13 protein-coding genes are annotated in these 25,698 nt (G+C 62.3%); 1 reads left to right on the top strand and 12 read right to left on the bottom strand.

Annotation, left to right across the window (positions count from 1 at the left end; all coding sequences use genetic code 11):
• Positions 1–88: 88 nt before the first annotated feature.
• From CLU91_RS25425 to CLU91_RS25390, 8 genes are all read right to left on the bottom strand, one after another.
• The gene (locus CLU91_RS25425; protein WP_100876339.1) at positions 89–2,143 is read right to left on the bottom strand and encodes an esterase-like activity of phytase family protein; all 2,055 of its coding nucleotides are present in this window, start codon (positions 2,141–2,143) and stop codon (positions 89–91) included.
• Positions 2,144–2,214: 71 nt separating this feature from the next.
• Positions 2,215–3,141, bottom strand: coding sequence for a helix-turn-helix domain-containing protein (locus CLU91_RS25420; protein ID WP_100876338.1), 927 nt, complete (start codon positions 3,139–3,141; stop codon positions 2,215–2,217).
• Positions 3,142–3,196: 55 nt separating this feature from the next.
• Entirely contained in the window at positions 3,197–4,114 is a 918-nt protein-coding gene (locus CLU91_RS25415; RefSeq protein ID WP_100876337.1) for a helix-turn-helix domain-containing protein, read from the bottom strand.
• 15 nt (positions 4,115–4,129) lie between these two features.
• The gene (locus CLU91_RS25410; protein ID WP_100876336.1) at positions 4,130–5,605 is read right to left on the bottom strand and encodes a mannitol dehydrogenase family protein; all 1,476 of its coding nucleotides are present in this window, start codon (positions 5,603–5,605) and stop codon (positions 4,130–4,132) included.
• Between the two features lies 1 nt (position 5,606).
• Complete coding sequence (locus tag CLU91_RS25405) at positions 5,607–6,653, bottom strand: ABC transporter ATP-binding protein (RefSeq protein WP_100876335.1); 1,047 nt, start codon at positions 6,651–6,653, stop codon at positions 5,607–5,609.
• Positions 6,654–6,802: 149 nt separating this feature from the next.
• Positions 6,803–7,621, bottom strand: a complete 819-nt coding sequence (locus CLU91_RS25400) for a carbohydrate ABC transporter permease (RefSeq protein WP_100876334.1) — start codon at positions 7,619–7,621, stop codon at positions 6,803–6,805.
• 10 nt (positions 7,622–7,631) lie between these two features.
• The gene (locus tag CLU91_RS25395) at positions 7,632–8,492 is read right to left on the bottom strand and encodes a carbohydrate ABC transporter permease (protein WP_099410663.1); all 861 of its coding nucleotides are present in this window, start codon (positions 8,490–8,492) and stop codon (positions 7,632–7,634) included.
• A gap of 159 nt (positions 8,493–8,651) precedes the next feature.
• Entirely contained in the window at positions 8,652–9,962 is a 1,311-nt protein-coding gene (locus CLU91_RS25390) for an ABC transporter substrate-binding protein (protein WP_100876333.1), read from the bottom strand.
• Positions 9,963–10,273: 311 nt separating this feature from the next.
• Between CLU91_RS25390 and CLU91_RS25385 the strand changes: the two genes are divergently transcribed.
• A complete protein-coding gene (locus tag CLU91_RS25385; RefSeq protein WP_100876332.1) occupies positions 10,274–11,542 on the top strand; it encodes a maltoporin in 1,269 nt (422 codons plus the stop codon).
• A gap of 116 nt (positions 11,543–11,658) precedes the next feature.
• Here CLU91_RS25385 and CLU91_RS25380 read toward each other — a convergent pair whose 3' ends face one another.
• From CLU91_RS25380 to CLU91_RS25365, 4 genes are all read right to left on the bottom strand, one after another.
• Positions 11,659–14,010, bottom strand: coding sequence for a chitinase C-terminal domain-containing protein (locus CLU91_RS25380; RefSeq protein ID WP_100876331.1), 2,352 nt, complete (start codon positions 14,008–14,010; stop codon positions 11,659–11,661).
• 102 nt (positions 14,011–14,112) lie between these two features.
• The gene (locus CLU91_RS25375) at positions 14,113–15,576 is read right to left on the bottom strand and encodes a glycoside hydrolase family 19 protein (protein ID WP_232730882.1); all 1,464 of its coding nucleotides are present in this window, start codon (positions 15,574–15,576) and stop codon (positions 14,113–14,115) included.
• Positions 15,577–15,866: 290 nt separating this feature from the next.
• Entirely contained in the window at positions 15,867–16,709 is an 843-nt protein-coding gene (locus CLU91_RS25370; protein ID WP_100876329.1) for a sulfotransferase family protein, read from the bottom strand.
• A 155-nt stretch (positions 16,710–16,864) separates the two neighbouring features.
• The gene (locus tag CLU91_RS25365; protein ID WP_100876328.1) at positions 16,865–25,684 is read right to left on the bottom strand and encodes a YDG domain-containing protein; all 8,820 of its coding nucleotides are present in this window, start codon (positions 25,682–25,684) and stop codon (positions 16,865–16,867) included.
• Positions 25,685–25,698 lie beyond the last annotated feature (14 nt).

Below are 25,698 nucleotides of genomic sequence, written 5' to 3'. Positions count from 1 at the left end.
GAGATGCACCGCGCGGCTTTTTATCGTGCAAGTGGATGGTAGGTCGGATTAGCGGCGCGCAGCGCCGCTAATCCGACACAGCAGCACATCAATACGTACTGAGCGCCTTGCCGAACTTCACGATCCACAAACGGCTAGGACGCTCGCGGTCGTCGCCGCGCGCCACGCGGATGGTGTTGGCGGCATTGCAGCCGGCCGCGCTGCTCGTGACGATGGTGCCGTTCGCGTCGACCGTGCACTTGGTCACGTCGGCGCCATCGACTTCCACGCCGTTCGCGTCAAAGATCTTGGTTTTCAGGCCAAAGTCATTGTCGTTCGCCAGCGCGATGGTGGAGTCGTCGATCAGGGTCAGGCCTTCGGCCTTTTCCGCAGCCCAGCCGATGGCGTTCAAATCCAGCAGCAGGGTTTTCTTCAGCGGCGTGACGGCCGTCCAGTCGGCGCCATTCACTGCTGCGCCGCCCATGCTGCTCTTTTCCAGGTCCGAGCTCGTCGCATTGAAAGCGGCGGCCGCAATGTCCGTGGCGCCCTTCAATTCGACCAGCATCAGCTTGTTGAACACCTTGCCCGATGGCGCGGCGCCCTGCTCGATGACGAGGAACTTGCCGCCGCCCAGCGCCACCATGTCGCCCAGCTTGGCGTTGCCCGTGCGGCCATCCAGGTAGTCGGCGGCATTGAGCGGATACGCATACATCTTGCCGCTGGTGCCCGTCACCGGGTCGAATTCGATCCAGCGCGTGAAGCGGGCGAAGCGCTCGACCTGTTCATTCTTCTTCGTCACCGAATACGGCGCAGTACCGTCGGACAGGGGGCTTTGCAGGAAGGCGTACAGCTTGTCGTTGCTCGTGTCTAAGGTCATGCCTTCCATGCCGCGGTTCGCGCGGCGCTTGGCGAACAGCGCCGGCAAGCCCTTGCCCGGCTCGTATTTGGCCTGGATGATGCCGGTAGCCGCATCGATCTTGACGATGAAGGGACCGTATTCGTCGGACACCCACAGCGCATTGCGCTTGGCATCGACGACGATGGCTTCCGAATCGAGGCCGCCCGCATTGAAGACAGCCTTGCCGGTGGCGTCGAACTTCATCGCATCCATGACGGGAATCTCGGCCGAATTGCCCACTGCCCCCACGGGCACGGGCAAGCCCGAGCTGTTGACGGCGGCCGATACCTTGATCGGCGTGCTCGAACCCAGCACGGCGCCATTCTTGCCCACCGTGATCACGCCGAACGAAGGCGTGAAGCTCGGCGACGGGAAGATCTTGCTGCCGATCGTGCCCTTGCCCGAAGGGTCGGGCACGATCGGGCCGTCGCCGTTCGGGCCACGGTCCGTCAAGCCATAGAATTCCAGGTCGCCGTTGGCATTCTTGCCCTTGTAGGCCAGGCCCGAGCCGTACGACGGCAGGAAGCCGTTCGGGAATTCACCCTTGATCTTCGCGTTCGCGCCTTCATACGGCACATAGAATTTATCGGCCGCCTGAATCTGGTAGCGCGTCACGGTGACTTTCACTTCGCCCACCGGACTGGCTTGCGTCAGCGCTTCATTGACGGGTGCGCCCGCCTTCGAGGCGAGCGTGTCTTCGAAATGCTCGCGCACAAGGGCGCGGCGCTCGGCATCGACCGTGCGGCCGGCGAATTTCCCGCCCACCGCTGCCAGATGCGCGGCCAGCGCCGTGTTGAAGACGGCCGGAGCACCGGCAAAGTCCAGCGTCTTGCCGGCCAGCGCCGCCTTCACTTCGGCCGTCAGCTTGATGCCGTTCGACGGATCGCTGTCGTCGTCGAGCAGTTGCAGCGCCAGCAAGCGATTGACGACCTTGTCGTCCGCCACATTCGTGCTGGCGGCCAGCGCCAGCGGCGTGACGACGGCGCCGCATGGGGCCGAGCCGAGGGCCAGGCCGCCCACGCTGAAGGCCACCGTATCACCCGGGTTGCAAGTAAATTCGCCCTTGGCATTGGTGCTGGCCTTGGCCGCGCTGCCGGCCACGTAATCGAGACCTTCCACCGCGCCGTCGAGGAACACGCCCGTCTGCGCAACGGGCTTGGCCGGTTCCACCGGCGTACTATCGCTGCCGCCGCAGGCGGACAGGCACAGGCTGGCGGCGATGGCCAGCAGGGTCAGTTTCGGGGTCGACGTTACAGCAGCGTTCATGCATTCCTCGGCTAAAGTGGGATTGAAGCCGTGGAGAGTAACTGGGCAAAGTGACAAGCCCGTGACAGCCCTCAAGCCCGTGGCGTATCCGCAACAGGCCCGCCGATGCCGCCAAAGCGGCCATCGGCCTGGCGCCGGAATTGCTTCGGCGTCACGCCCTTCACCTGCAGGAAGCGGCGGTTGAAATTGGCCACGTTCTGGAAACCCACGTCATAGCAGACGTTCGATACGTATTGATCCGTATCCATCAGCAGCTGGCAGGCCTTGTTGATGCGCAAACGGCTGAGAAAATCCGTAAAACTGTTGCCCGTCGCCTTGCGGAAGAAGCGCGAGAATTTACTCAGCGACATGCCCACCTGCTCAGCCAGCATTTCCGCCGAAATCGGCTCGCGGTAATTGTCCGTAATGTAATTGAGGACGGCATTCACCTTGGCCAGGGTGGCGTCATCGTCGTAGGAACGCAGCGAAGCGCTCGACAGCAAGCGATAGTTGGCCGTGCGCGCCAGCTTGCTCATTAACTGCACGAATGCGGCGAAACGTTCGGCGCCATGCGTGGCGCGGATGCGCGCCAGGTGCTGCTCGGCCTCAAGGCCCATGTCGAAAAATTCCACGCCATAGCTGGAGCGCTCCAGCAGCGGCAGCAGCTCGCGCAGTTCGGGAATGACGCGCGCGGCACCGGCCAGCGGCGCGTGGGCAAACTGCACGATCATGTCGCGCAAGGCCACGCCCCCTTCCGGCATCACGTTGGATATCCAGTTGTGCGGCAGGCGCGGGCCCGTCAGCACCAGGTGGCCGGGCGAGAATTCGCCGATATAGTCGCCCACGAACAAGCGCCCGCTGGTGGCGACGATCAGGTGCAGCTCGTATTCTTCGTGGCAGTGCCAGCGCACGCGCGAACTGGGATAGCCGTGTTCCAGGTAATTGATGATGCCGTCGTAGCTTTCGCGCTCCAGTTCGGGCGCCTTGCGCTCGCTGTCCTTCTGCCACAGGTATTCCATGCTTGTCTCTCCCAGGCGGTCCCCGCCCGTGCCATCGAATGTACCTTAAAAAACCTCAGGCGCCAAAACGGCCCTGCGCCTGCTGGCGAAAATCCTTCGGCGTCATGCCCTTCAATTCCAGGAAGCGCCGGTTGAAATTGGCCACATTATTGAATCCTGCTTCGTAGCAGATGTTGCTGACGTAGCGCTCCGTCTCCATCAGCAGCTGGCACGCCTTGTTGATGCGCAGACGGTTGACGAAGTCCGTGAAGCTGTTGCCTGTGGCGCTGCGAAAGAAGCGCGAAAACGTCCGCTCGGGCATGTCCACCTGCTCGGCCAGCTGTTTCAGCGAAAACTGGCTGCTGTAATTGTGCACGATGAAATTGATGGCAGAACTGATGCGCGCCAGCGCCACGTCGTCGTCGCTCGACTGCATCGGCACCGTCGACAGCAGCTGGTAGTCGCTGATCTGCGCCAGTTCGCCCAGCAGTGTCATAAACTCGATGAAGCGCGGCAGGCCGCTCGTGTCGCGGATACGCCGAAAGCGCCGCAGCGACTGCTCGCTGACACCGAAAAATTCCACGCCGTGCAAGGCGCGCTGCAGCAGCGGGAAAATCCCTTTCAGTTCCGGGATGGCGGCGGCCATCGACGCCAGCGGCGCATGGCCGAACTGGAGCACCATGTCGCGCAAGGCCACGCCCTCGGCCGGCGTGTCGAGCGAGACCCAGTTGTGCGGCACGCGCGGCCCCGTCAGCACCAAATGACCGGGCGCAAACTGGCCGATATAGTCGCCGACAAACACCTTGCCGCTCGTCGCGACGATCAGGTGCAGTTCGTACTCGTCGTGATAATGCCAGCGCACCAGCGCATTCGGAAAGCCGTGCTCGAGGTAGCGGATGAAACCGAAACTGCCTTTCGGCTCGAAGCCCGGCGTGGCGTCGCGCTGCTGTTCCAGCTCCATCTGCGGCAATCCGCCATCGGCTTTGCGTGGCATGGCGCACCCTCCCCGTCAGGCGACGATCTGTTCCAGCGCCGCGCGCGCGCCCAGCCCGTACAGGCTGGCCAGCGCATCGTTCACCGCCTGCGTGAAGGAGGGTGTGTCGCTCAAATCGCCGAACAGCTCGCGCAGGGACAGCAGCGCCGTGGCGTCCGAGCCGCCCTGCAGCGCCAGCGCGCGCAGGCGCGCCGCATACGGGTCGTTCAAGGGCATCTCTCGACCAGCTTCGTCGTGGCCTTCCAGGTAGCGGAACCAGCACGCCACGGTAAACGCCAGCAGCTTGATGGCGCCGCCCCGCGCCAGCGCTTCGCGCACGGACGGCAGCACGAATTTCGGGATGCGCGCCGAGCCCTCCGTGCCGATGCGCGCCAGCTGGTCGCGCACGGCGGGATTCGAGAAGCGCTCGATCAGGGTATCTTTATAGCTGTCCAGGACTATGCCTTCCACTTCGTCGAGCAAGGGCGTGACCTCGTCATCCATCATGCGCCGCACGAGTGCGCGGATGCCAGGGTCCCCCATCGCTTCGTGCGCAAACGTGTAGCCGAGCTGCATGCCGATGTAGCACAGGGCCTGGTGGCTGGCATTCAAGAGGCGCAGCTTCATTTTTTCATACGGCAGCACGTCGTGCGTCATCTGCGCGCCCACCCTTTCCCAGGCCGGCCGGCCCTGCGGGAAGTCGTCTTCGATGACCCACTGGCGGAACGGCTCGCACACGACGGGCCAGGCGTCGACGATGCCAAAGTGCTCGCGCACGAGCGCCCGGTGTTCATCGGTGGTGGCCGGCGTGATGCGGTCGACCATGCTGTTGGGGAAGCTGCCATCGGTGGCCAGCCAGCGCGCCAGGTCCCCGTCGCGCAGGGCGACAAAGGCCAGCAGCATCTTGCGCGTCACGTCGCCATTGTTTTGCAGGTTATCGCAGGACATGATGGTGAACGGCGCCAGTCCCCGCTCGCGGCGCAGGGCCAGCGCCGCGGCCAGGTAGCCGAAAGAGCAGCGCGGCGATTCCGGATGCGCCAGTTCGTAGACGATATCTGGGTGAGCGGTATCGAATTCGCCCGTGCCCTGGTTCACGTAATAACCACCCTCGGTGATGGTCAGCGCGACGATGCGCGTGCCAGGGTCGGCCAGCTTTTCCAGCACGGCTTGCGGCTCGTCGGGCGCATATAAATATTCGCCGATGCAGCCGATGATGCGCGCCGTATCGCCGCCCGCGCTGCGCTCGACCACCGTGTACATGCCATCCTGCGCCCGCATGGCGTCGCGCATGGCCGCATCGTGCGCCAGCAAACCCACGCCGCAGTATCCCCATTCTGCGTTGCCGGGCAAGGCCAGCAAATCGTCGAGATACACGGCCTGGTGGGCACGGAAAAAACCGCCCACGCCGATGTGCACGATGCTGGGCACGAGCGTCTCGCGCGCATACGCGGGCACGGTAACGCTGGCCGGCAGCTTGGCCAGGTTCGCCTGTTTCAGTTCAATGGCGCTCATTTCAAACTCCCTTGGCGGCGGCATAGGTCTTGCCGGCGCGGTCAAAATAATGGACGAAGCCCGGCTCGAACGTCAGGTGCGTCTGCTGGCCCGGCTGCAGGCTGCTGCGTTCCGCGCCGCGCGACACCACCTGCACATTGTTCGGCAGGCGCACATAGGTCAGGGTTTCCACGCCCAAGGATTCCACCAGGTCGACGGTGACGGGCAAGCTGCCCGGCTGCGCCGCGCCCAGGTGCACGTGTTCCGGGCGGATGCCGACAAAGCCGTCCGCCTGCGCCGCGCTGCCCGCATGCGCCAGCAACTGCGGCGCCGCATCGGCCGGCACCACGTTCATGCTGGGCGTGCCGATGAATTGGGCGACAAAGCGGTTCGCGGGACGGTCATACAATTCCAATGGCGAGCCATGCTGCTCGATCTGCCCATCGCGCAGCACCACGACCCGGTCGGCCAGGGTCATCGCTTCGACCTGGTCATGCGTGACGTAAATCGTGGTGGCGCCCAGTTCGCGGTGCAGCTTGGCGATCTCGATGCGCGTCTGCACGCGCAGGGCCGCGTCGAGGTTCGACAGCGGCTCGTCGAACAGGAACACTTTCGGATCGCGCACGATGGCGCGGCCGATGGCCACCCTCTGGCGCTGGCCGCCCGACAGCTCCTTCGGCGTGCGCTCCAGGTATTTTCCCAGGTCGAGGATGGCGGCCGCCTTGTCGACTTTCTCGCGGATGATGGCCGAATCGACGCCGGCCAGCTTCAGCGCGAACGACATGTTCTGGAACACCGTCATGTGCGGATACAGCGCATACGACTGGAACACCATCGCCAGGTCGCGCTTGGACGATGGCACGCTGGTGATGTCGCGCCCATCGAGCGACAGCTTGCCGCCGTCGATCGGCTCCAGGCCCGCGATCAGGCGCAGCAAGGTGGATTTGCCGCAGCCGGACGGCCCGACGAAGACGACGAATTCGCCCTGCTGGATCTCCAGGTCGATGCCCTTGATGGCGCGGTGTTCGCCAAAGAATTTTTCGATATTGCTCAGTTGAAGGTAAGCCATGATTTGTCTCAATTCTGATTTGTTTTTCGATGTTTTCAGAAACCGTAGCGAGCGGTTCAAGTTCGGTTTGAGTAGCGGAGCTGTGCGGATGCACAGTGAGCAACGGAGAGCCGAAATTGGGCCGCGCAGTAGGTTTATGGAGGCATCATTTACTTGACTGCGCCGAAGGTCATACCCTGGACCAGTTGCTTCTGGCAGAACCAGCCCAGCGCCATGATGGGCGCAATCGCCATCAGGGAAGCGGCCGACAATTTGGCCCAGAACAAGCCTTCCGGGCTCGAATACGAGGCGATGAGCCAGGCCAGGGTGCCCGCGTTGGAAGCGCCCAGGTTCAGCGACCAGAACGATTCATTCCACGACCACACCATGCAGACCAGCGCCGTGGAAGCGATGCCGCCCACGGACAGGGGCAGCACGACGTGGCGGAATTCATCCCACACGGTGGCGCCATCCATGCGCGACGCCTCTAAAATTTCGCGCGGCAGCTCCTTCATGCTCGTGTACAGCAGCCAGATCATGATGGGCAAATTCATCAGCATGAACATGATGGTCAGGCCGATGCGCGTATCGAGCAGGCCGAAATACTGGTAGCAGATATAGATGGGCATCAGCGCGCCCACACCGGGCATGTAGCGCGAACTGAGCATGAATTTCAGCAAGCCGATGGTGCCGCCCGTGGGAAAGAAAGCCATCGAATACGCGGCCGGAATGGCGATCGAGAGGCCAATGGCCGTCGACAGCACGCTGGTCAACAGCGAGTTCCACGCGTAGCCGAAGTAATTGTCGCGCGCCAGCACTTCGCGGAAGCTGTCGAGCGTGGGCGTGAAGAACAGCAGCGGCGGCGTGGAAATGGCTTGCCCTTCCGTCTTGAAAGCCATCAGGCCCAGCCAGAAGATGGGGAAGAACAGCAGCAGCGCGCACAGCCAGGCGGCGGCCGTGCGGCCGTACAGATTGAGTTTGCTATGCATCAAGGTCTCCTTATTTCGACAGATTCTTGCCGATGACGCGCATCAGGAAGAAGGCGGCGATGTTGGCGATGAGCACGGCGAACAGGGCGCCGGCCGAGGCCGCTCCCACGTCATACGACAGCAGTGCCTGCTGATAGATCATGAAGGTGATGGTGGTCGTGTCGAAGCCGGGACCGCCGCCCGTCGTGGTAAAAATTTCCGCAAAGATCGACAGCAAAAAGATCATCTCGATCATCAGCACCACCGAGACGGCGCGGCCCAGGTGGGGGATGTAGAGGTAGCGCAACTGCTGCAGATACGTGGCGCCATCCATGCGCGCCGCTTCCAGCTGTTCCCGGTCCATCGATTGCAGGGCCGTCATGAAGATCAGGCAAGCGAACGGCAGCCATTGCCACGAGACCATCATGATGATGGAAAACAGCGGGTGGGCCGACAGCCAGTCGACGGGCGTGGCGCCAAAGAAGATGCTGATCTGCGCGAACAGGCCGTAGATCGGGTTGAGCAGCATGTTCTTCCACATCAGGGCGTTCACGGCCGGCATGACGAGGAACGGCGAGATCAAGAGCACGCGCACGATGGCGCGCCCGGGGAACGCTTCATTGATCAGCAGTCCCAGCGCCGTACCCAGCACCACCGTGATCAGCATGACGGAAAACAGCAAAGTAAACGTATTCTGCAAGGCTGGCAGGAACGAGGCATCGGTAAAGAAAAAGTGGAAATTGGCCAGCCCATGGAATGGATGGCCGCTCGGATCGAGCATGGAATAGCGCACGAACGCGTAATACAGGGTGATCAGCAGCGGGATCACGGAAATGACGGAGACGGCAAGCACGGCCGGCGTCAGCAAAGTCCGGGGGATAATGCGTTTCATAATGTTCTCTTGGGGCGTGAGGTATCTTTTAAACCCGCAAGGCTGAAGTACCGGGGTCGGACCCTGAGGGTCCGACCCCAGCTTTCGCCATTCGGGTTACAACAGCGTCACCTGTTTGCAAACTACAAACCGCGCAGTAGGTTTGGTCAGGCTATCTTCCTACTTGTAGTACCCGCCTTTACGCATCTCCCGCTCAGCCGTCTGCTGCGACAATTCCAGCGCCTGCTCCACCGTCACCTTGCCCAGCAGCGCCGCCGCCATCTGCTGGCCGGCGGCCACGCCGATCACCTGGAATTCGGGAATGGAGGCGAATTGCACGCCAACATAGGGCGACGGCAGCATGGTGCTTTGCACGGCGCGCGTGGTGGCCAGGGCCTTGCCTTCGGCGGCGGCAAATTTCGCCACTTTCTGGAACTCGGCGCTCGCATACGTCGACTTGCGCGTGCCCGTCGGCACGTTGGCCCAGCTCGTTTCCTTGGCCACCAGTTTCACGTAATCGGGCGACGTAGCCCAGTTGATGAAGCGCTGCGCCTCGTTCGGGTGCTTCGAGCTTGCAGGAATCGCCAGCGACCAGATCCACAGCCAGTTGGCACCGCGCTCCGTCACGCCGATGGGCGACTGGGCAAACGCCACCTTGTCGGCCACCTTGCTTTGCTTGGGATCCGTGATGAAGGAGGCGGCAATCGTCGCGTCGATCCAGATGCCGCACTTGCCCTGGTTGAACAGCGCCAGATTTTCATTGAAGCTGTTGGCGGCCGCGCCCGGCGGGCCGTATTTCTTCATCAGCTCGACGTACATATTGACGGCGTCCTTCCAGGGCTTGCTGGTAAATTGCGGTTTCCACTGCATGTCGAACAGCTGGCCGCCATAGGAATTGGCCATGGTGGTGATCAGCGCCATGTTGTCGCCCCAGCCCGGCTTGCCGCGCAGGCAGATGCCGTACACGCCGTTGGCCGGATCGTGCAGCTTGGCCGCCACGTCGCGCAACTGGTTCCAGCTGGGACGGTCTTCGATCGTCACGCCCGCTTTTTTGACCAGGTCGCTGCGGTACATGATCATCGAGCTTTCGCCATAGAACGGCGACGCGTACAGTTTGCCGTCGCCAGAGAGGCCTTCGCGGATGGCGGGCAGCAAGTCGTCGATATCGTACCTGGCGTCCGGCTTGATGGGGATCAGCCAGTTTTTCTTGCCCCAGATGGGCGTTTCGTACAGGCCGATGGTCATCACGTCAAACTGGCCGCCCTTGGTGGCGATATCGGTGGTCATGCGCTGGCGCAAGACGCCCTCTTCCAGGGTCACCCATTTGAGCTTGATGTCGGGATTGGCTTGCTCGAAGAACTTGCTGAGCTTTTGCATTTCGATCATGTGGCCGTTGTTGACGGTGGCGATGACCAGGTCGGTGGCGGCAATCGCGGACGAAGCGAAGCAGAAGGCGCCGGCGCACAGCGCGGCAATGGCGGAACGTTTCATTGTGTGTCTCCAGTGTTTTTTGTCGTTGGCAATGCCGGCATGCTTGGCACCACGACCACAATGTAGCACCGGACTTTGATACTTTCTGATACTCCAAAACCGCAATTCGATACTCTTTTGCAGACCCGCCATGCACCAGAGTATCAACATTGAGTAAAAACAACACTTTGAAAGAAAGTATCGTCACTTGTACGTTTTGTATCGGTCTGGTTAAAAAAGCGCTGCTAGACTTGGTTTTCGGCATTAGACCGTATGCGCTGGCCGTCCTTACGGGACGCCAGCGCTACCACCTACATCTTTCTGGAGACCGCATGAACCGCATTGCATTGAAAACCTTGCCTGCCCTGCTCCTGGCCATCGCCAGCGCTTCCGCCATGGCCGACCCCATGTACCCATCCGACGCCGAAGGCTTCCATGGCTACCTGCGCGCTGGCGCCGGCAGCAATACCTCGGGCGGCGGTGGTTCGCAAGGCTGCTTCGGCCTGGGTGGCAATACCATGAAATACCGTCTGGGCAATGAGTGCGACGCCTACACGGAATTCGGCTACACCAAGTCCGTCGCCAAGTCCGGCGGCGTGAACTACCTGGCCACCATCTGGGTCAACGCCTACGCGCCAAACTCCGATTTCGGCGACAACAAACTGGGCATCGTCAAGGCCTACGTCGAAGCGCAGGGACTCGATTTCCTGAACGGCGGCACGGCCTGGATCGGTAAACGCTTCTACTACCGTCCTGACATCCACATGCTGGATCTGCAATACATCAACATGAACGGCACGGGCGCCGGCCTGGACCGCATTCCTGCAGGACCGGGTAAATTCTCGTATGCCTTCTTCAAGGACAACGACATCAAGATCGCGTTGCCGAACGGCGGCGTCAACACCAAATCGGCGGTGCGCCAGAACTTCATCTTTGGCGAGATTCCCGTCAATGAAAACGGCACCCTGGACCTGGCCGCGACCTACATCATCGGCGAAGGCAAGGATGATGTCGCCACTGGCAAGCGCAATAACGGCTGGCAACTGTCGGCCTTCCACCGTCAAGGTAAAGTGTTCGGCGGCGGCAACACCTTTGGCGTGCAGTACGGCGTCGGTCCTGGCACCGGCAATGGCGCGCAGTTCGGCGCTTCGGGCGACACCAATTTCGGTTCCGACGTGAAACGCACGCGCATCTTCAATGACATGGCGATCCAGCCGATGGCCAATTTCGGCATGGAATTCGTCGCCCTGTGGCAAAAAGACGAGTCGAACGCCAAAGGTTCATCGACCTGGACTTCGGTCGGCGTGCGTCCCGTGTACGCGTTCACCGACAACTTCAAGCTGGTGGGCGAACTGGGCACGGACAGAGTGACGCAAGCGGGCGGCCAGCCAGCCAAGCGCCTGACCAAGCTGACCATCGCGCCGACGATCTCGGCCGGTCCTGGCTTGTGGTCGCGTCCTGAACTGCGCGCTTTTGTTACCTATGGCAAATGGAACGATGCGGCCACCGCATCGGTCAATGCGTCGAACAACGGCGGCCCGATCTACAACAACAATACCAGCGGCACTTCCTACGGTTTCCAAGTGGAAACCTGGTTTTAAGCTAAACCCAAAAGCACGCCGGGGTCGGACCCTCAGGGTCCGACCCCAGTACTTGCATTCGGGTCAAAGAAGGGCGGAACCTCGGTTCCGCCCTTTTACTTTACGGCATCACCAACTTACGGCAAGGCCACCGGCAGTTCCGGATACTCCTGCGTCAAGGCGTACCTGGTGCCGCCCACGGTGACCGTGTAATTGGCCGGTCCCGAGATCGGCAAGCGGTAATTCAGGGTCAGCGCCACGGAGCCGCCCGGCGCCAGCGATTGCCAGGCGGGAATCGCGAAGCGGGCCCGGTTGTAGTTCTTCGTGAAGCCGCCGATATTGTTCGGCCCCGTGTAGCCGGCATTGATCACCGTCAAGCCGAAGCCGGACTGGTCGCTCATGTCCGATGGTGCCGAGACGGGATAGTCGAACTCCACCACGGTGCCGCCCGGCAGGGTCGATGCCGTGTTGTTCTTCACCGTCATCACCGGGTTGATGGGGAAGTTGTTGTCGCCCAGCTTCCAGCCGCCCAACGTGATGCTGACATTGGCCGCCGTGCCCGGCATGGCGATTTCGGCGCGCTTGTTGCCATACGCGCCAGCCGTGCGGAAAGCCTGGTACAGCACGTCCGTCAGGGTGGTGCCCATGAAATACTCGCCCTTGCCGCCATTGCGCGTCGCATCCCAGGCATAGTCGCCCGCCATTTCCCAGATCATCACGCCGCCGATATTGTTGTTGACGATGTACTGGGCCTTGGCCGCGATCGACTGCGTGGTTTCCGTGGAAATGAACACTTTCTTGGTCGCATTCCACAACCACGGCGCCACCATGGTGCTGCTGTAATGCGGCACATAGCTGCCCACCAGCGCCTTGTCCGTGACTTTATAGGCGTCCAGATAGCTCGGCACGATACCGTTTTGCAAGTTCAGCGCATGCCAGATGGGGTTGCCGCCACCGGGCGTCGGCTTGCCTTGGGAGTCGAGGTCGTACCACACATTGTCGATGCCGGTGGCGCCCATGCCGCAGGTTTTCACGCCTGCGCAGGTGACGGTGGAATTGGTCAGCGCCGTCGTGCCCCACAGACCGTTGGTGCCGCCCGTCACATCCTTCCAACCCCGCGTGTAGAACGGCACGCCGATATTGATGCGTCCCGCCTGCATGGCGCCCCGGTAGTAGCGGTAGGCCCAGTCCGTGTTCAGGTAGCCGATGTTCTGGTACTGGTAGGCGTTGCCGGCCCGCAGTTCGCCATCGTTGCCGTCGTCAAACAGCGCCGCGTTCGGTCCCACATACTGGTTCCACGCGCCGTGCAAGTCGTAGCTCATCAGGCTGGCGTAATCGAGATATTTCAATCCCGACATGTTTTCTTCGCCGCGCAAGACCCAGCCCGAGGCGGAGCCGGCGATGGTGAGCAGATAGTATTTATTGTCCTGCACGGCCGCTTCGTCGAGCTTCTGGCGCAGCACTTTCAACAGCACGTTATAGCTCGTCATCAGGCCGGCCAGGCGCGGCTTCGAGGCGGCGAAGTCGTTCGGATTACCCGCTTCATTGTTGGTGGTCGGGTGTTCGTAATCAACATCGACGCCATCGAAGAAATTGTACTGGCGCACGAAGGCCACCATGGAATCGGCCAAGGTGTTGATGCCGGCCGTGTTGATGCTGCCATCCGCGTTCGTCGTGGCCGTGTAAAAGCCGCCGCTGCCGGCCCAGCCGCCCACGGAAATCATCAGTTTCACGCCCGGATACTTCTTCTTGTATTGCGCCAGCAAGTTGAAGTGGCCCTGGTACGGCAAGGATGGGTCCATGGCCGCGGCCGGCACATTGGGCCACGTGAGGCCCGTATCGGGATTGGCCGCGCCGCTGCCGATGGCGATTTTCGATGTGGCCGGGTCGACGGAGGCGAACGCATAGTTCAGGTGGGTGATCTTGTCCCACGGCAGGTTATTCACCAGGTAAGTCGGGCTGCCATCGGCGCCCGTGCGCCAGCTGGCGAAATAGCCGACGATGCGCCGGTTCAAGCCATTGCTCAGCACTTCGCGGCCATTCGTATCGTACACCTTGCAGTACGGCACATTCGGCACGGCCGAGATCAAGCCGTCCGGGCGGCAAGCCGTGGGGGTTGGGGTTGGCGTTGGGGTCGGCGTCGGCGTCGGCGTCGGCGTCGGCGTCGGGGTCGGGGTCGGGGTCGGCGTTGGCGTTGGCGTTGGCGTCGGCGTCGGAGTTGGAGTCGGCGTATCCGTCACGGCCCATGGGCCCCACTGGTCAGTGGCGCTGGGGACATTGCCCTGCGTCCACCACTTAGCCTTGTAGCTGACGCCCTGGTAAAGCACGCACTGGCCGCCCGTGTAGACGGTGGCGGCGTCCCAGATGGCGCACGTTTCCACGGCGGCCAATAGGGTGTTCGGGGTGGCGGTCGTGCCATCCTGGCCACCGCCGCCGCAAGCGACGAGCACACCGCTGAGCAGGGCCATCAATAATGCATTCGATTTCATGTTGTATTGGTCTCCGTTATGGTTTTACATCGAAAGCTGTTGCAGGCCCCTTGTGGGGCTCTTGTCAACTGTGATCCCTGGCCGGCTTTCCTGCGCTTGCTGCTACTGCAACTTCACATTCCAGTTGGCTTCCACGCATTTCACGTAGTTCCCGGCCAGCAAGGCGCTGTACGGGGTTTGATAGCTGACCAGCTGGCATTGATTTTCGCCACCGGCGCTCCAGTTCTTTTCCCAATAGATGTTGTAGGAAGCGGAACTGGCCGGGGTGAAGCGTTGCATGTTGGCGCAAGACAATTGTTCGCCGGAATAATCCCAGCCCATGTCGGCGGCAAATTGCTTGTAGTAGTCGATGCGGTTTTGCGCGGCCTGCTTTTCCGTGCCCTGCCCGCATTCGGCGTTGATGATCATGATGGTGGTGGCAAAGTTATTGCCCGCGCCAGCCGCCGTATCTGCCGCGTTCGGCACCCAGGTGCCGTCAAGCACATGCAGCATCGACGGCTTCGGCGGTTGCGGATAGACAAAGAAGAACGTGGCCGAGGCCAGGTTCAGCCAGGTCGACGCCACCAGATCCGGATTTTTCAGCAGTACCGTTTGATCGCCGTCATGCATCGCTTGCGAAAACGGACCGTAGTTGTAGTTGTACGACAGCTGCTTGGCGCCGCGGCCAAAGTATTTCTTGAAGCTGCCGTCGGCATTGGTGCCGCAGGTCCACACCTTGTTGAAGACGGGGTCGGCGCACTCGATGTTGTAGCCGCAACCAGCGCCCGTCTCGTCGCAGCCCAGCTCGCGCAGATACTTCAAGCCCTGGCGCCATTGCGGCAAGGGGCTGCTGGCGTTATGGTCGCCCGTTTCCTGCCCGAAGTGGGCAAACATGGTGGCCAGGCTGTGGCGGCAGATGGCATCCGCATTGCGCCCGTCGCCGTAGTCGTCGCACACGGCGGGGAACTTGGCCACGGCTTGCAGGAAGCGCTGGTAGGTATAACTGGCGTCGCGTGCGGCAAAATAGTAATCCCACTTCGCCGCCGGCAGCAGGCGCTCGACCCTCTTGACGTTGAGCGGATTGCTGGCCAGGCCAGGCTGCACGGCTTCGACGGCCGCATTGCCCAGGGTGCGGATCGATGCCTTGACCTTGCGGAAGAAATCGTTGTTCGTCAGCGCCGCCTCGTTGGCCTCGGCCTGGGCCTTGGTGGGCACGCCTGGCGTGGGAGTCGGTGTCGGTGTCGGTGTCGGTGTCGGTGTCGGGGTTGGAGTCGGGGTTGGAGTCGGGGTTGGAGTCGGGGTTGGAGTGCTGCTATCGAGGCTCCAAGGTCCCCACTGGTCGTTGCCCGGCGCCGTGCCCTGCACCCACCATTTGGCGCGGTAGACCTTGCCGTCGTAGACGGCGCACTGGCCTGCCGTGTAGACGGCAGCGGCGCTCCAGGCGGCGCAACTGTCGCTGGCGATGGTCGCGGCCAGCAGGGTCGATGGGGGTTCGGTGGTGGAATTGCCGCCGCAAGCGAGCAGCGCGCTGCCCAGCAGGCCAGCCATGAATGGCGTAGCCAGCCGGCTTGATTGCCGTGTCTTCACATTGTCTCCTGAACGTTATACGAAAACTATCGAAGTAGCTTTTTATGTTGTACGTAAAGAAAGCACAGCGAAGCATCGGCTTTCTGCACAGAGAATGCGACGCCGAAAATTGGTAGTCAAGTGGTTTTATACAACGGGGGTTTTTACAATACCAGTTCCATCAGGCGGTACGGCCACGGTGCAGCAGGCGAAGAGTGAGGGGAAGAAAAAAAGCCCAATTTGCAGCAACTTCCGGCAATACCGCGCCGGCAGCGCCGCGGCAAGTGGTATTAGCACTGCCGCAGGTATTGTCAGGCCGAGGGCGTTGCCGCGCGTTGGTGTTGCGGATAGTACAGGTCATAAAACCAGTCATACGCGCTTTCGATCTGCGCCTGGATGCGCGGTGGTATCGCATGCGGCCTGGGCGCGCTGATCGTCGCCTGCTGGCGGTGCGTATACTTCATGCGGTAATGGCTGTCGCTTTCCTGGATACCCACGGCAAGATCGTGCGGGTCGATCTGGAACGGCGCCAGGCCCAGCCACGCATACAGGTGCGACATGCATTCCACCGGCCGCGCCATCAAGTCTTCAAAGCGCACGAAATACAGCTTGTGCTGCACTTCGAGCGGCAGGTCCAGCACGGCGTGCAGGGAACTCAAGGGGGCACCTATGGTGCGATCCTTGGCAAACAGCATGTCGGCACGGCCCATGCGGTCGAAATCGGCCAGGTGGTCGATAAAATCGACAAGAATGGTGCGCTGGTGCTGCGCTTCGATGGAGCCGTAGACCTGGCCCAGTTCGCGCACGCAAACGATGACTTTCGCTTCCGGCGCCAGCTGCAGCAGCATCTCCACGCAATGCAGCCAGGCGCGGTTCTTGTCCACCACGCCCTGCTTGCCGCAATCCTGATACCAGCCGCGCAGGAAGCCCTGCATGGCCGTCTTCAGGTGGCCGTAACTGGCGTCGAAGGTGCTGTCGAGCTGCGACAGGAAAAAAGTATCGTCGCTGATCATGCGCCGCATGCCCAGCAAGGTGTTGCACAGGGGGGAGCTATTGCCTTCGCAATGCAGGTCGGGATGCTGCGCCAGCAACTGGCACAGCAAGGTGGAGCCAGCGCGTGGCAAGCCAGCCACGCCGATGAAATGGGATGTCATGCGATGGTACTTTCTGTTCAGCGCTGCTCTTCTGACGGAAAACAAGGATAGTGCAGCCATTATAAGAGTGTTGCGACGATGCGACGGCATAAAAAAATGCCGCTTCGAAACACGAAGCGGCACTCCGACGCCACCCTATGGTGAAGTAGCGGGCTTTACTGGCTGTCCTGGCGCGTGTTGCCGCCAGCTTCGGTCGGCAGGCGCAGGCCGCTATCGATCACGTTCAAGCGCAGGCCTGGCAGGACATTGCTGACGACGTTGCTGGCCAGTTGCACCACTGGCGCGCTGCCTGCGTTACCCTTCTCTCCCTCACGCGGCGCTTCCTGCGTGGTGGCGGGCTTGCCTGGTGCCGTCTCGCCACTGACGATCATGTCGGCCTGCACCATATTGCCCTGCGATGGCGCCACGGCAACGGCCGCGATCACGCTGGCGACCGCACTTTGCAGCGCTTCCGTCGGCTTGACCTTCAGCACGCCTTCCACATAGTTCAAGGCGTAGTTGTTCGACGCCTGGCCCGATGCCGAGACCAGATAATTGCCGGCCGCGGATGCCGTCGTAGCCGGCGTGCTGAACGCCAGGTTGCCGCTCACTTCGGCGGCCACCGTGTCGCCACCGAGCAGGCCGCTGTAGCCGGCGCTGAAGTCGGGGTTGGCGCGTCCCTGGTCTTTTTCAGCGTTATCGACTTTGACCGTCAGCGCTGCCTGCGAGATCGTGGCCGTGGTGCTGGCGCTGGTGTTGACCACGTAATTGCCCGCATCCGTGCCGCTCAGGCGTATGCCTGCCACCGTCACCGTCTTGCCCACGCCCGCATTCTTGTCGCTGAAACTGGCGCCATTGCTGGCAATACTCAGCTGGTCATTGCCGATGCGGTTGTCGCGCAAGGAGACGGTGGCAGTCGTGGTGGCGTCGTACACCTTGTTGATGCCGCTGGTGCTGACCGTCAGGGCGGCTGGCGTGATATCGGCCGTAGTGCTGGCCTGGCTGCTGGCCAGTACATAGTTGCCCGCATCGGCACCGGCCAGGCCCAAACCGCTGATGGCCACGGTCTTGCCCAGCGCCGCATTCTTGTCGCTGAAGGCGCCAAGAACGGGGCCGCTGCCCAGGCTCAGGACGTCGCCGGCCACCAAACCATTGAAAGTGGCGCCCGCCAGGTTCAGGCTGGCCGCCGTGCCACCGTCATACACCTTGTTCGCCGCCACGATACCGGCAATGGCGCTGATGGACGCCTTGCCGATATCGGCCCGCACCCCGCTGGCATTGCTGAAGGCATAGTTGCTGACCAGGCCAGTGCCGTCCGTGACCGTCGCACCCGTGACATTGACCACCTTGTTGCTGCCCGCGTTCTTGTCGCTGAAGACGCCTGTCTGGTTCGCCAGATTCAAGTTCAGCGTTTCCATACCGACCAAGCCGCTCAGGACGCCGCCCGACAGCGCAGCCTGCTGCGTGCCGTCATAGTCCCGGCTCGCCGCCGTCACGCCCGTCACCGTCAACGCTTTCGGCGTGATAGTGGCCGTCACGCCGCTGGCATTGCTGAAGGCATAGTTGCTGGCCAGGCCAGTGCCGTCCGTGACCGTCGCGCCCGTGACATTGACCACTTTGTTGCTGCCCGCGTTCTTGTCGCTGAAGGCGCCTGTCTGGTTCGCCAGATTCAAGCTCAGCGTTTCCATGCCGACCAAGCCGCTCAAGACGCCGCCCGACAGTGCAGCCTGCTGCGTGCCGTCATAGTCCCGGCTCGCCGCCGTCACGCCCGTCACCGTCAACGCTTTCGGCGTGATAGTGGCCGTCACTCCGCTGGCATTGCTGAAGGCATAGTTGCTGGCCAGGCCAGTGCCGTCCGTGACCGTCGCGCCCGTGACATTGACCACCTTGTTGCTGCCCGCGTTCTTGTCACTGAAAGCGCCTGCCTGGTTCGCCAGATTCAAGCTCAGCGTTTCCATGCCGACCAAACCGCTCAAGACGCCGCCCGACAAGACCGCATCGAGCGTGCCGTCATACACGCGGTTGCTCGCGCTCACGCCGCTGACGGTCAACGCCTTTTGCGCAATAGTGGCCGTCACGCCGGTGGCGTTGCTGACCGAATAATTGCTGGCCAGCCCAGTGCCATCGACCAGGGTCGCGCCCGTCACCGCGACGGCCTTGCCCGTGCCCGCGTTCTGGTCACTGAAACTGCCCACCTGCCCTGTCAATCCCAGTGTTTCACCGCCCACCAGGCCATCCAGAGTGCCGCCCGACAGGCTGGCCTTGGTATTGCCGTCGTAGGTCTTGTCGCTGGCCAGCACGCCGCTTACCGTCAAGGCTTTTTGCGTGATGCCGGCCTTCACGGTGGTCGGGTTGCTGACCGTGTAATTGCTGGCCAGTCCCGTGCCGTCGGCCAGGCTGCTGCCGCTGACGACGATGGTTATGTTGCTGCCCACGTTTTTGTCGCTGAACACGCCCGTTGCACCGGACAGCAGCAGCGTTTCACCGCTGACCAGACCCGACAGGCTTCCACCGGACAAGGTCGCGTCGAGCAGGCCGTCATAGACTTTGTTGCTGGCCGTCATACCCGTCACCGTCAGCGCCTTGGGCGTGATGTTTGCGCTCAGTCCGCTTGGGTTGCTGATCGTATAGTTGCTGGCGAGGCCACCATTGCCGCCATTGACCAGGGTCGAACCGCTGGCGATGACGGTTTTGCCGGTGCCGGCGTTCTTGTCGTCGAAAGTGGCCACCAGTCCCGTCACGCCCAGCGTTTCCGAACCGACCAGGCCGCTGATCGAACCGCCCGACAAGGTCGCCTTGGTGTTGCCGTCGTAGACTTTATTGACCGCCGACATGCCGACGATCGTCAGCGCCTTCGGCGTGATATCGCCGCTGCCGCTGCCGGTGCTGAGCGTCAGATTGTAATTGCCCGCATCCGTGCCGGCCAGGGCGATGCCGCTCACAGCCACCGTCTTGCCGTTGCCGACGTTCTTGTCGGAAAACGTGGCCGTCGTCGCGCTGAACGACAGGCTGTCGCCGCTGAACATGCCATTGAACGTGGCGCCGCCTGCATTGATGGTGGCCTTGGTGTTCGCGTCATACACCTTGCTGTTTGCCGTGATGTTCGTCACGCTGCTGATGGTTGCCTTGCTGATATCGGCCGTCAGGGCGCCCGGATTGCTGACCGTATAGTTGCTGGCCAGCCCAGTGCCATCGGTCAGCGTGGCGCCGCTCACCGTCACGCTCTTGCCCGTGCCCACGTTCTTGTCGGCGAACACGCCGCTCAAACCGGACAGGCCCAGGGTTTCCGCGCCCACCAAGCCGCTCAAGGTACCGCCCGACAGGGTTGCATCGAGCGTGCCGTCATACATGCGGTTGCTCGCGCTCACGCCGCTGACGGTCAACGCCTTTTGCGCAATAGTGGCCGTCACGCCGGTGGCGTTGCTGACCGAATAATTGCTGGCCAGCCCAGTGCCATCGACCAGGGTCGCGCCCGTCACCGCGACGGCCTTGCCCGTGCCCGCGTTCTGGTCACTGAAACTGCCCACCTGCCCTGTCAATCCCAGTGTTTCACCGCCCACCAGGCCATCCAGAGTGCCGCCCGACAGGCTGGCTTTGGTATTGCCGTCGTAGGTCTTGTCGCTGGCCAGCACGCCGCTTACCGTCAAGGCTTTTTGCGTGATGCCGGCCTTCACGGTGGTCGGGTTGCTGACCGTGTAATTGCTGGCCAGCCCCGTGCCGTCGGCCAGGCTGCTGCCGCTGACGACGATGGTTTTGTTGCTGCCTGCGTTCTTGTCGCTGAACACGCCCGTTGCACCGGACAGCAGCAGCGTTTCACCGCTGACCAGACCCGACAGGCTTCCACCGGACAAGGTCGCGTCGAGCAGGCCGTCATAGACTTTGTTGCCAGCCGTCATACCCGTCACCGTCAGCGCCTTGGGCGTGATGTTTGCGCTCAGTCCGCTTGGGTTGCTGATCGTATAGTTGCTGGCGAGGCCACCATTGCCGCCATTGACCAGGGTCGAGCCGCTGGCGATGACGGTTTTGCCGGCGCCGGCATTCTTGTCGGAAAAACTTGCTGAAAGTCCCGTCACGCCCAGCGTTTCCGAACCGACCAGGCCGCTGATCGAACCGCCCGACAAGGTCGCCTTGGTGTTGCCGTCGTAGACTTTATTGACCGCCGACATGCCGGTGATCGTCAGCGCCTTCGGCGTGATATCGCCGCTGCCGCTGCCGGTGCTGAGCGTCAGATTGTAATTGCCCGCATCCGTGCCGGCCAGGGCGATGCCGCTCACAGCCACCGTCTTGCCGTTGCCGACGTTCTTGTCGGCAAACGTGGCCGTCGTCGCGCTGAACGACAGGCTGTCGCCGCTGAACATGCCGTTGAACGTGGCGCCGCCCGCATTGATGGTGGCCTTGGTGTTCGCGTCATACACCTTGCTGTTTGCCGTGATGTTCGTCACGCTGCTGATGGTTGCCTTGCTGATATCGGCCGTCAGGGCGCCCGGATTGCTGACCGTATAGTTGCTGGCCAGCCCAGTGCCATCGGCCAGCGTGGCGCCGCTCACGGTCACGCTCTTGCCCGTGCCCACGTTCTTGTCGTCAAACACCCCCGACAAGCCGGACAGGCCCAGGGTTTCTCCACCTACCAGGCCACTCAATGTTCCGCCCGACAAGGCCGCATTGCGCGTGCCGTCATACACGCGGTTGCTGGTGGTGACACCCGTGATGGTCAGGGCCTTGGCCGTGATATCGGCCAGCGCGCTACCCGTCGTGCCAGCAAGGATATAGTTGCCTGCATCGGCGCCGCCCAGGAACAAACCGCTGATGCTGACTGTTTTTCCGGTGCCGGCATTCTTGTTGTCGAAAGTGCCCGTGCCGCTCAACGTCAGCGCGTCACTGCCGATCTTGCCGGCTAATACAGCCGCGCTGGTGTCGAGCGCAGCGCCAGTCAAGCCGTCGTAGACCTTGCTGCCGGCCAGGATGCCGCTGATGCTGCTAATCGTCGCCGGCGTGATGTTGCCACTCACGCCAGTCAGCGGCGCCAAGATATAGTTGCCGGCTGCGCTGCCGCCGAGGGTGGCAGTCGCATTCACGGCGATGCCATTGCCGACATTCTTGCTGGCATAGGTCCCCAGCAAGGAGAGCAGGTTGACATTGCCAAGATCCCCAGCCAACAGGCCCGCCAACGTGCCGCCACTGATGATGGCGGTGGTGTTGCCGTCATAGACCTTGTTGCCGGCGCCGGCGCCGTTCAGGCTGAGCTGGCGCTGCGTGATCACCAGTCCGCCATCGATATAGCTGAGCGCATAGCCGGACTGCCCGCCCGAAGAGTACAAGCCGCTGGCCATCACCCCATACGTACCCGCATTCACGGCGCCAGCGGCATTGCCCGCATAAGCGACCGTACCGAGCAAGCTGGCGCCTGCCACCGTGTTCGAATACGTGACGCTATTGCTGCCGCCAGCATAGGCGACGCCGTCATACACCTTGCTGTCGTAAGAAACGCGCACGGCGATCTGCTGCATGAACGAACGCAGGAAAGGCGCACTCTGGCCATCGTAGGCGACCCACATCTGGTCCAGATCCCAGCCTGCGCCCGTGTAGTTCGTCAGCGTATTGAGTCCGCTCGTGGTCACGCTCGTGCCGCCGGCGCTCGTTGCCTTGCCGCTGGCCGTGCTATCCCAGTAACTGCCCGTGACGCTGCCTGCGCCCGTGCCAACCAGGCCGCCGCCGGCGCCGCTCACGCTGCCATTCGCATAGCTGGTGGTGACGGTGCCGCTGTTGCTGCCCAGCAAGCCGCCTGTGCCGCTGCTGCCAGTCACCGCGCCGCTGGCATAGCTATCCTTGAGCGTGCCCGTACTCGTGCCCACCAGGCCGCCGACATTGTTGGCGCCCGTGACGGCACTGGTGGCAAAGCTGCCGCTGACGCTGCCGCCATTCGTGCCGACCAGGGCGCCCGTGTTGTCGCCGCCGCTGATCGTGCCGCCAGACAAGCCCACATTGGCGATCACGCCGCCGCTGCCGACGACGCCAAACAAGCCCACGCCCGCCACGCCCGACTTGATAATATTGAGGTTGGAAACAATATGCCCGCTGCCGTCGAGGCTACCCGTGAAGGCCGACCCTGCCGTGCCGACCGGGATGAAGCCCGTACTGCCCCACACATCGTTACCGTTCGCGGCCGTGCTGGCTGCGCTGAAGCTGCTGCCCAGCGTATAGCTGGCGGCCTTGCTCATCGCCATCAATTGCAACTGGTGCGTGGAATTGATGGTATTCGACCATTCCGACGCCAGCATGGGGCGCGTGCCGGCGCTGGCGCCATTGATGGAACCGTCGCCGCTGACGATCACCCAGTTGTTGCCTGCCGCGCCGGCCGTGCCGGTGAAATTGAATCCCGCATAGTTGCTCCGTACCAACATCTGCGCCGCGCTCAAGCCCTGGGCAATGGTGCTGGCGTCAATGCTTGCCACGCCAACGGCGGTTAGCCCCGGATTCAGGGAACTGTCGAAGTAAGCATTAACGATGGAACCACCATTGTGATCGCCAACAATAGCACCGTTATTAATGCCTGTCGTCGTGAGCTTGCCCGAATAATATACATTGGTGAGGGCAACACCAATGTTGTAGCCCACCACGCCGCCCACGGTGGAGTTGCCCGTCACATTGCCGGTGGCATAGCTGTTGCTTATCGGACCGGCGGACACCCCGACCAGGCCGCCGATACCATTGCCGCTACCAGTCACATTGCCGGTGGCATAGCTGTTCGTGACCGCGCCGCTTTCTATCCGGCCCAGCAAGCCGCCCAGGCCGGAAGTTCCCGTGACATTGCCCGTCGCATAGCTGTTCGTGACCGTGCCTTCGCCCGTGTTAATGGCCGCCAGGCCGCCGCCATAGCTGCCGCCCGTGCTGCCAACGCTGACGGCGCCCGTGGCATAGCTGTCGCTGATCGTGCCTCTGTTGTAGACGGCAAGGCCGCCAGCGAAATAATTGGTGGATGTGGCAGCCACGGCGCTGGAACTGTTCTTGATCAAGCCGCCGGCCGCATTCACGCCCACCAGGCCGCCTGCCGCGCCAAAACCACCGGCAACGACCGTGCCTGCCGCGCGGCTGTTGCTGATCGTGCCCGCATTGGTGCCCACCAGCGCGCCCATGTTGATATAGCCAGAACCATGCACGGCGCCGCTGCTGCTCACATTGTTGATCGTGCCCGCATTGTAGCCAGCCAGCGCGCCGATGTCGGTATAAGCGGCGCCATACATCGCTTGCGAACCCGTGATGTTGACATTTCTCAAGCTCAAGTTGTGCACGCTGCCGGCCAGGCCAATATTGCCGAACATCGCAGCCGGCGTCTCGGCGCGGTTGATGGTCAAGCCATACAGCTCATGGCCCAGGCCGTCAAACTTGCCCGTGAATGGCGTACCTGCGTTACCGATCGGCACAAATCCCTGGCCGCTGTCCCAGCTGCCCGTGACGCTGGCATCGATATTACTGCCCAGCACATAATTACCGGACAAATTGCCCTGCATGCCCTGCACATCGCTGCCGCTGCTGCTGTTGAAGGCGCCCAAACTGTTAATGACCTGATACACGGTCACGCCGCCATCGCTGCCCAGTTTGGTGCTGAAGTTATTACCCGATGGCAGATCCACTTCCGCCTTGACGTTGTACGTGGCCAGATTGCCGGCGGCGACCCCACTCTGGCCATATTCGAGCGCCAGGCTGGCCGTGCCCGCGCCACGCATGGCCTTGTTGATGTTGATATTGTTCTGCGCCGTCAGGGTCAGCTTGTTGGCGATCCAGTTGATGTTGTCGTTGACGTTGATGTTGCCTTGCGTACCGCTGCCGCCGGACACGCTCTGGATCCGCACATTGCCCGATTTCAAGGAATTGCTGAGGAAGGCGCCCGTCATGTCGCCGCCCGAAACGGCGATATTGAAGTCGCTTGGGTCGATCAGCCAGGTGCCGGCCAAGCCCTTCGGCGCGGCCGTCGTCACTTTCAGCGCATCATCGATTTTTACATGCGCAGCCGAGGTGTCAATAAAACCGCCGTTACCACCGCCAGGCGCGCTGGCGTCCAGCGTGCCGCCCGCGTTGACAGTACCGGTCTGCATGTCGCCCAGCAACTTGATCGTGCCGCTGCGCGTGTCTATCGTCTGCGCCTCGATCACGCCCGTGTTGTTGACCACTGTTTTCAGCAAGTCGCCGGCCGCCTGCGCCGTCAATACGACGCTGCCGCCGTCAGCCTTGATCATGCCGCCATTGCTGACCAAAGCGCCCACGGCGCCCGCGTTGACGGCGACATTGAGCAAGCCGTCGCCGGCCACGTCCAGCGTGATGGCCCTGCCCGCCGCCAGGGCAACCGAGCCCAGGCGTGCCTGGATCGTGCCCTCGTTCGACACGTTGGCGCCCAGCAAGGCCACATAGCCGCCTGGCGCGCTGATCGAGCCCTGGTTCAGGACTTTACCCGTGCCATTGCCGGCAAACTGGTACTTGCCGGCCATGAAGTCGGCGTTGGAAATATCCAGGGTGGAGGCCACCAGGCCGGCCGTGTTGACCGAGGCTCCCTGGCCGAACAGCACACCATTCGGGTTGACGATAAACACCTTGCCGTTGGCCGACAAGTTGCCCAGGATGGTCGTGCCATCGCTGCCCAGCACGCGGTTCAGGGCTACCGCATTGCTGTTCGGCTGCACGAATTGCACCGACTCGCACTTGTTGATATTGAAATTGGCCCAGTTGATGACGGCATTCTGGCTGCCCTGCCGGATCACCGTGGCGCCCGGTGCGCCGGTGATGCTGGCCTGGCCTGCCACCACCGTGCCGCCCGCCGGCCCGGCCAGCGCCAGTGAGCCATAGCCGAGCATCAGCGCCGCCGCCATGCTGGTCAAGGCGAAATGCGCCCCGCCCCCGCTGCATCCTGGCATCGAGCGCTTGCCGGCGGATTTGACGTTTTCGGAAACGGCGGCGTAAGCGCCCGTGGCCTGGTTCCAGATGGAGCGGTAGATGCGGTTCATGGCGGTGTCCTGAT

It is taken from the genome of Janthinobacterium sp. 64, assembly GCF_002813325.1.
Taxonomy (GTDB): domain Bacteria; phylum Pseudomonadota; class Gammaproteobacteria; order Burkholderiales; family Burkholderiaceae_D; genus Janthinobacterium.
The sequence above is the reverse complement of the archived record's forward strand: the minus strand, read 5'-3'. Positions and strand labels throughout refer to the sequence as shown.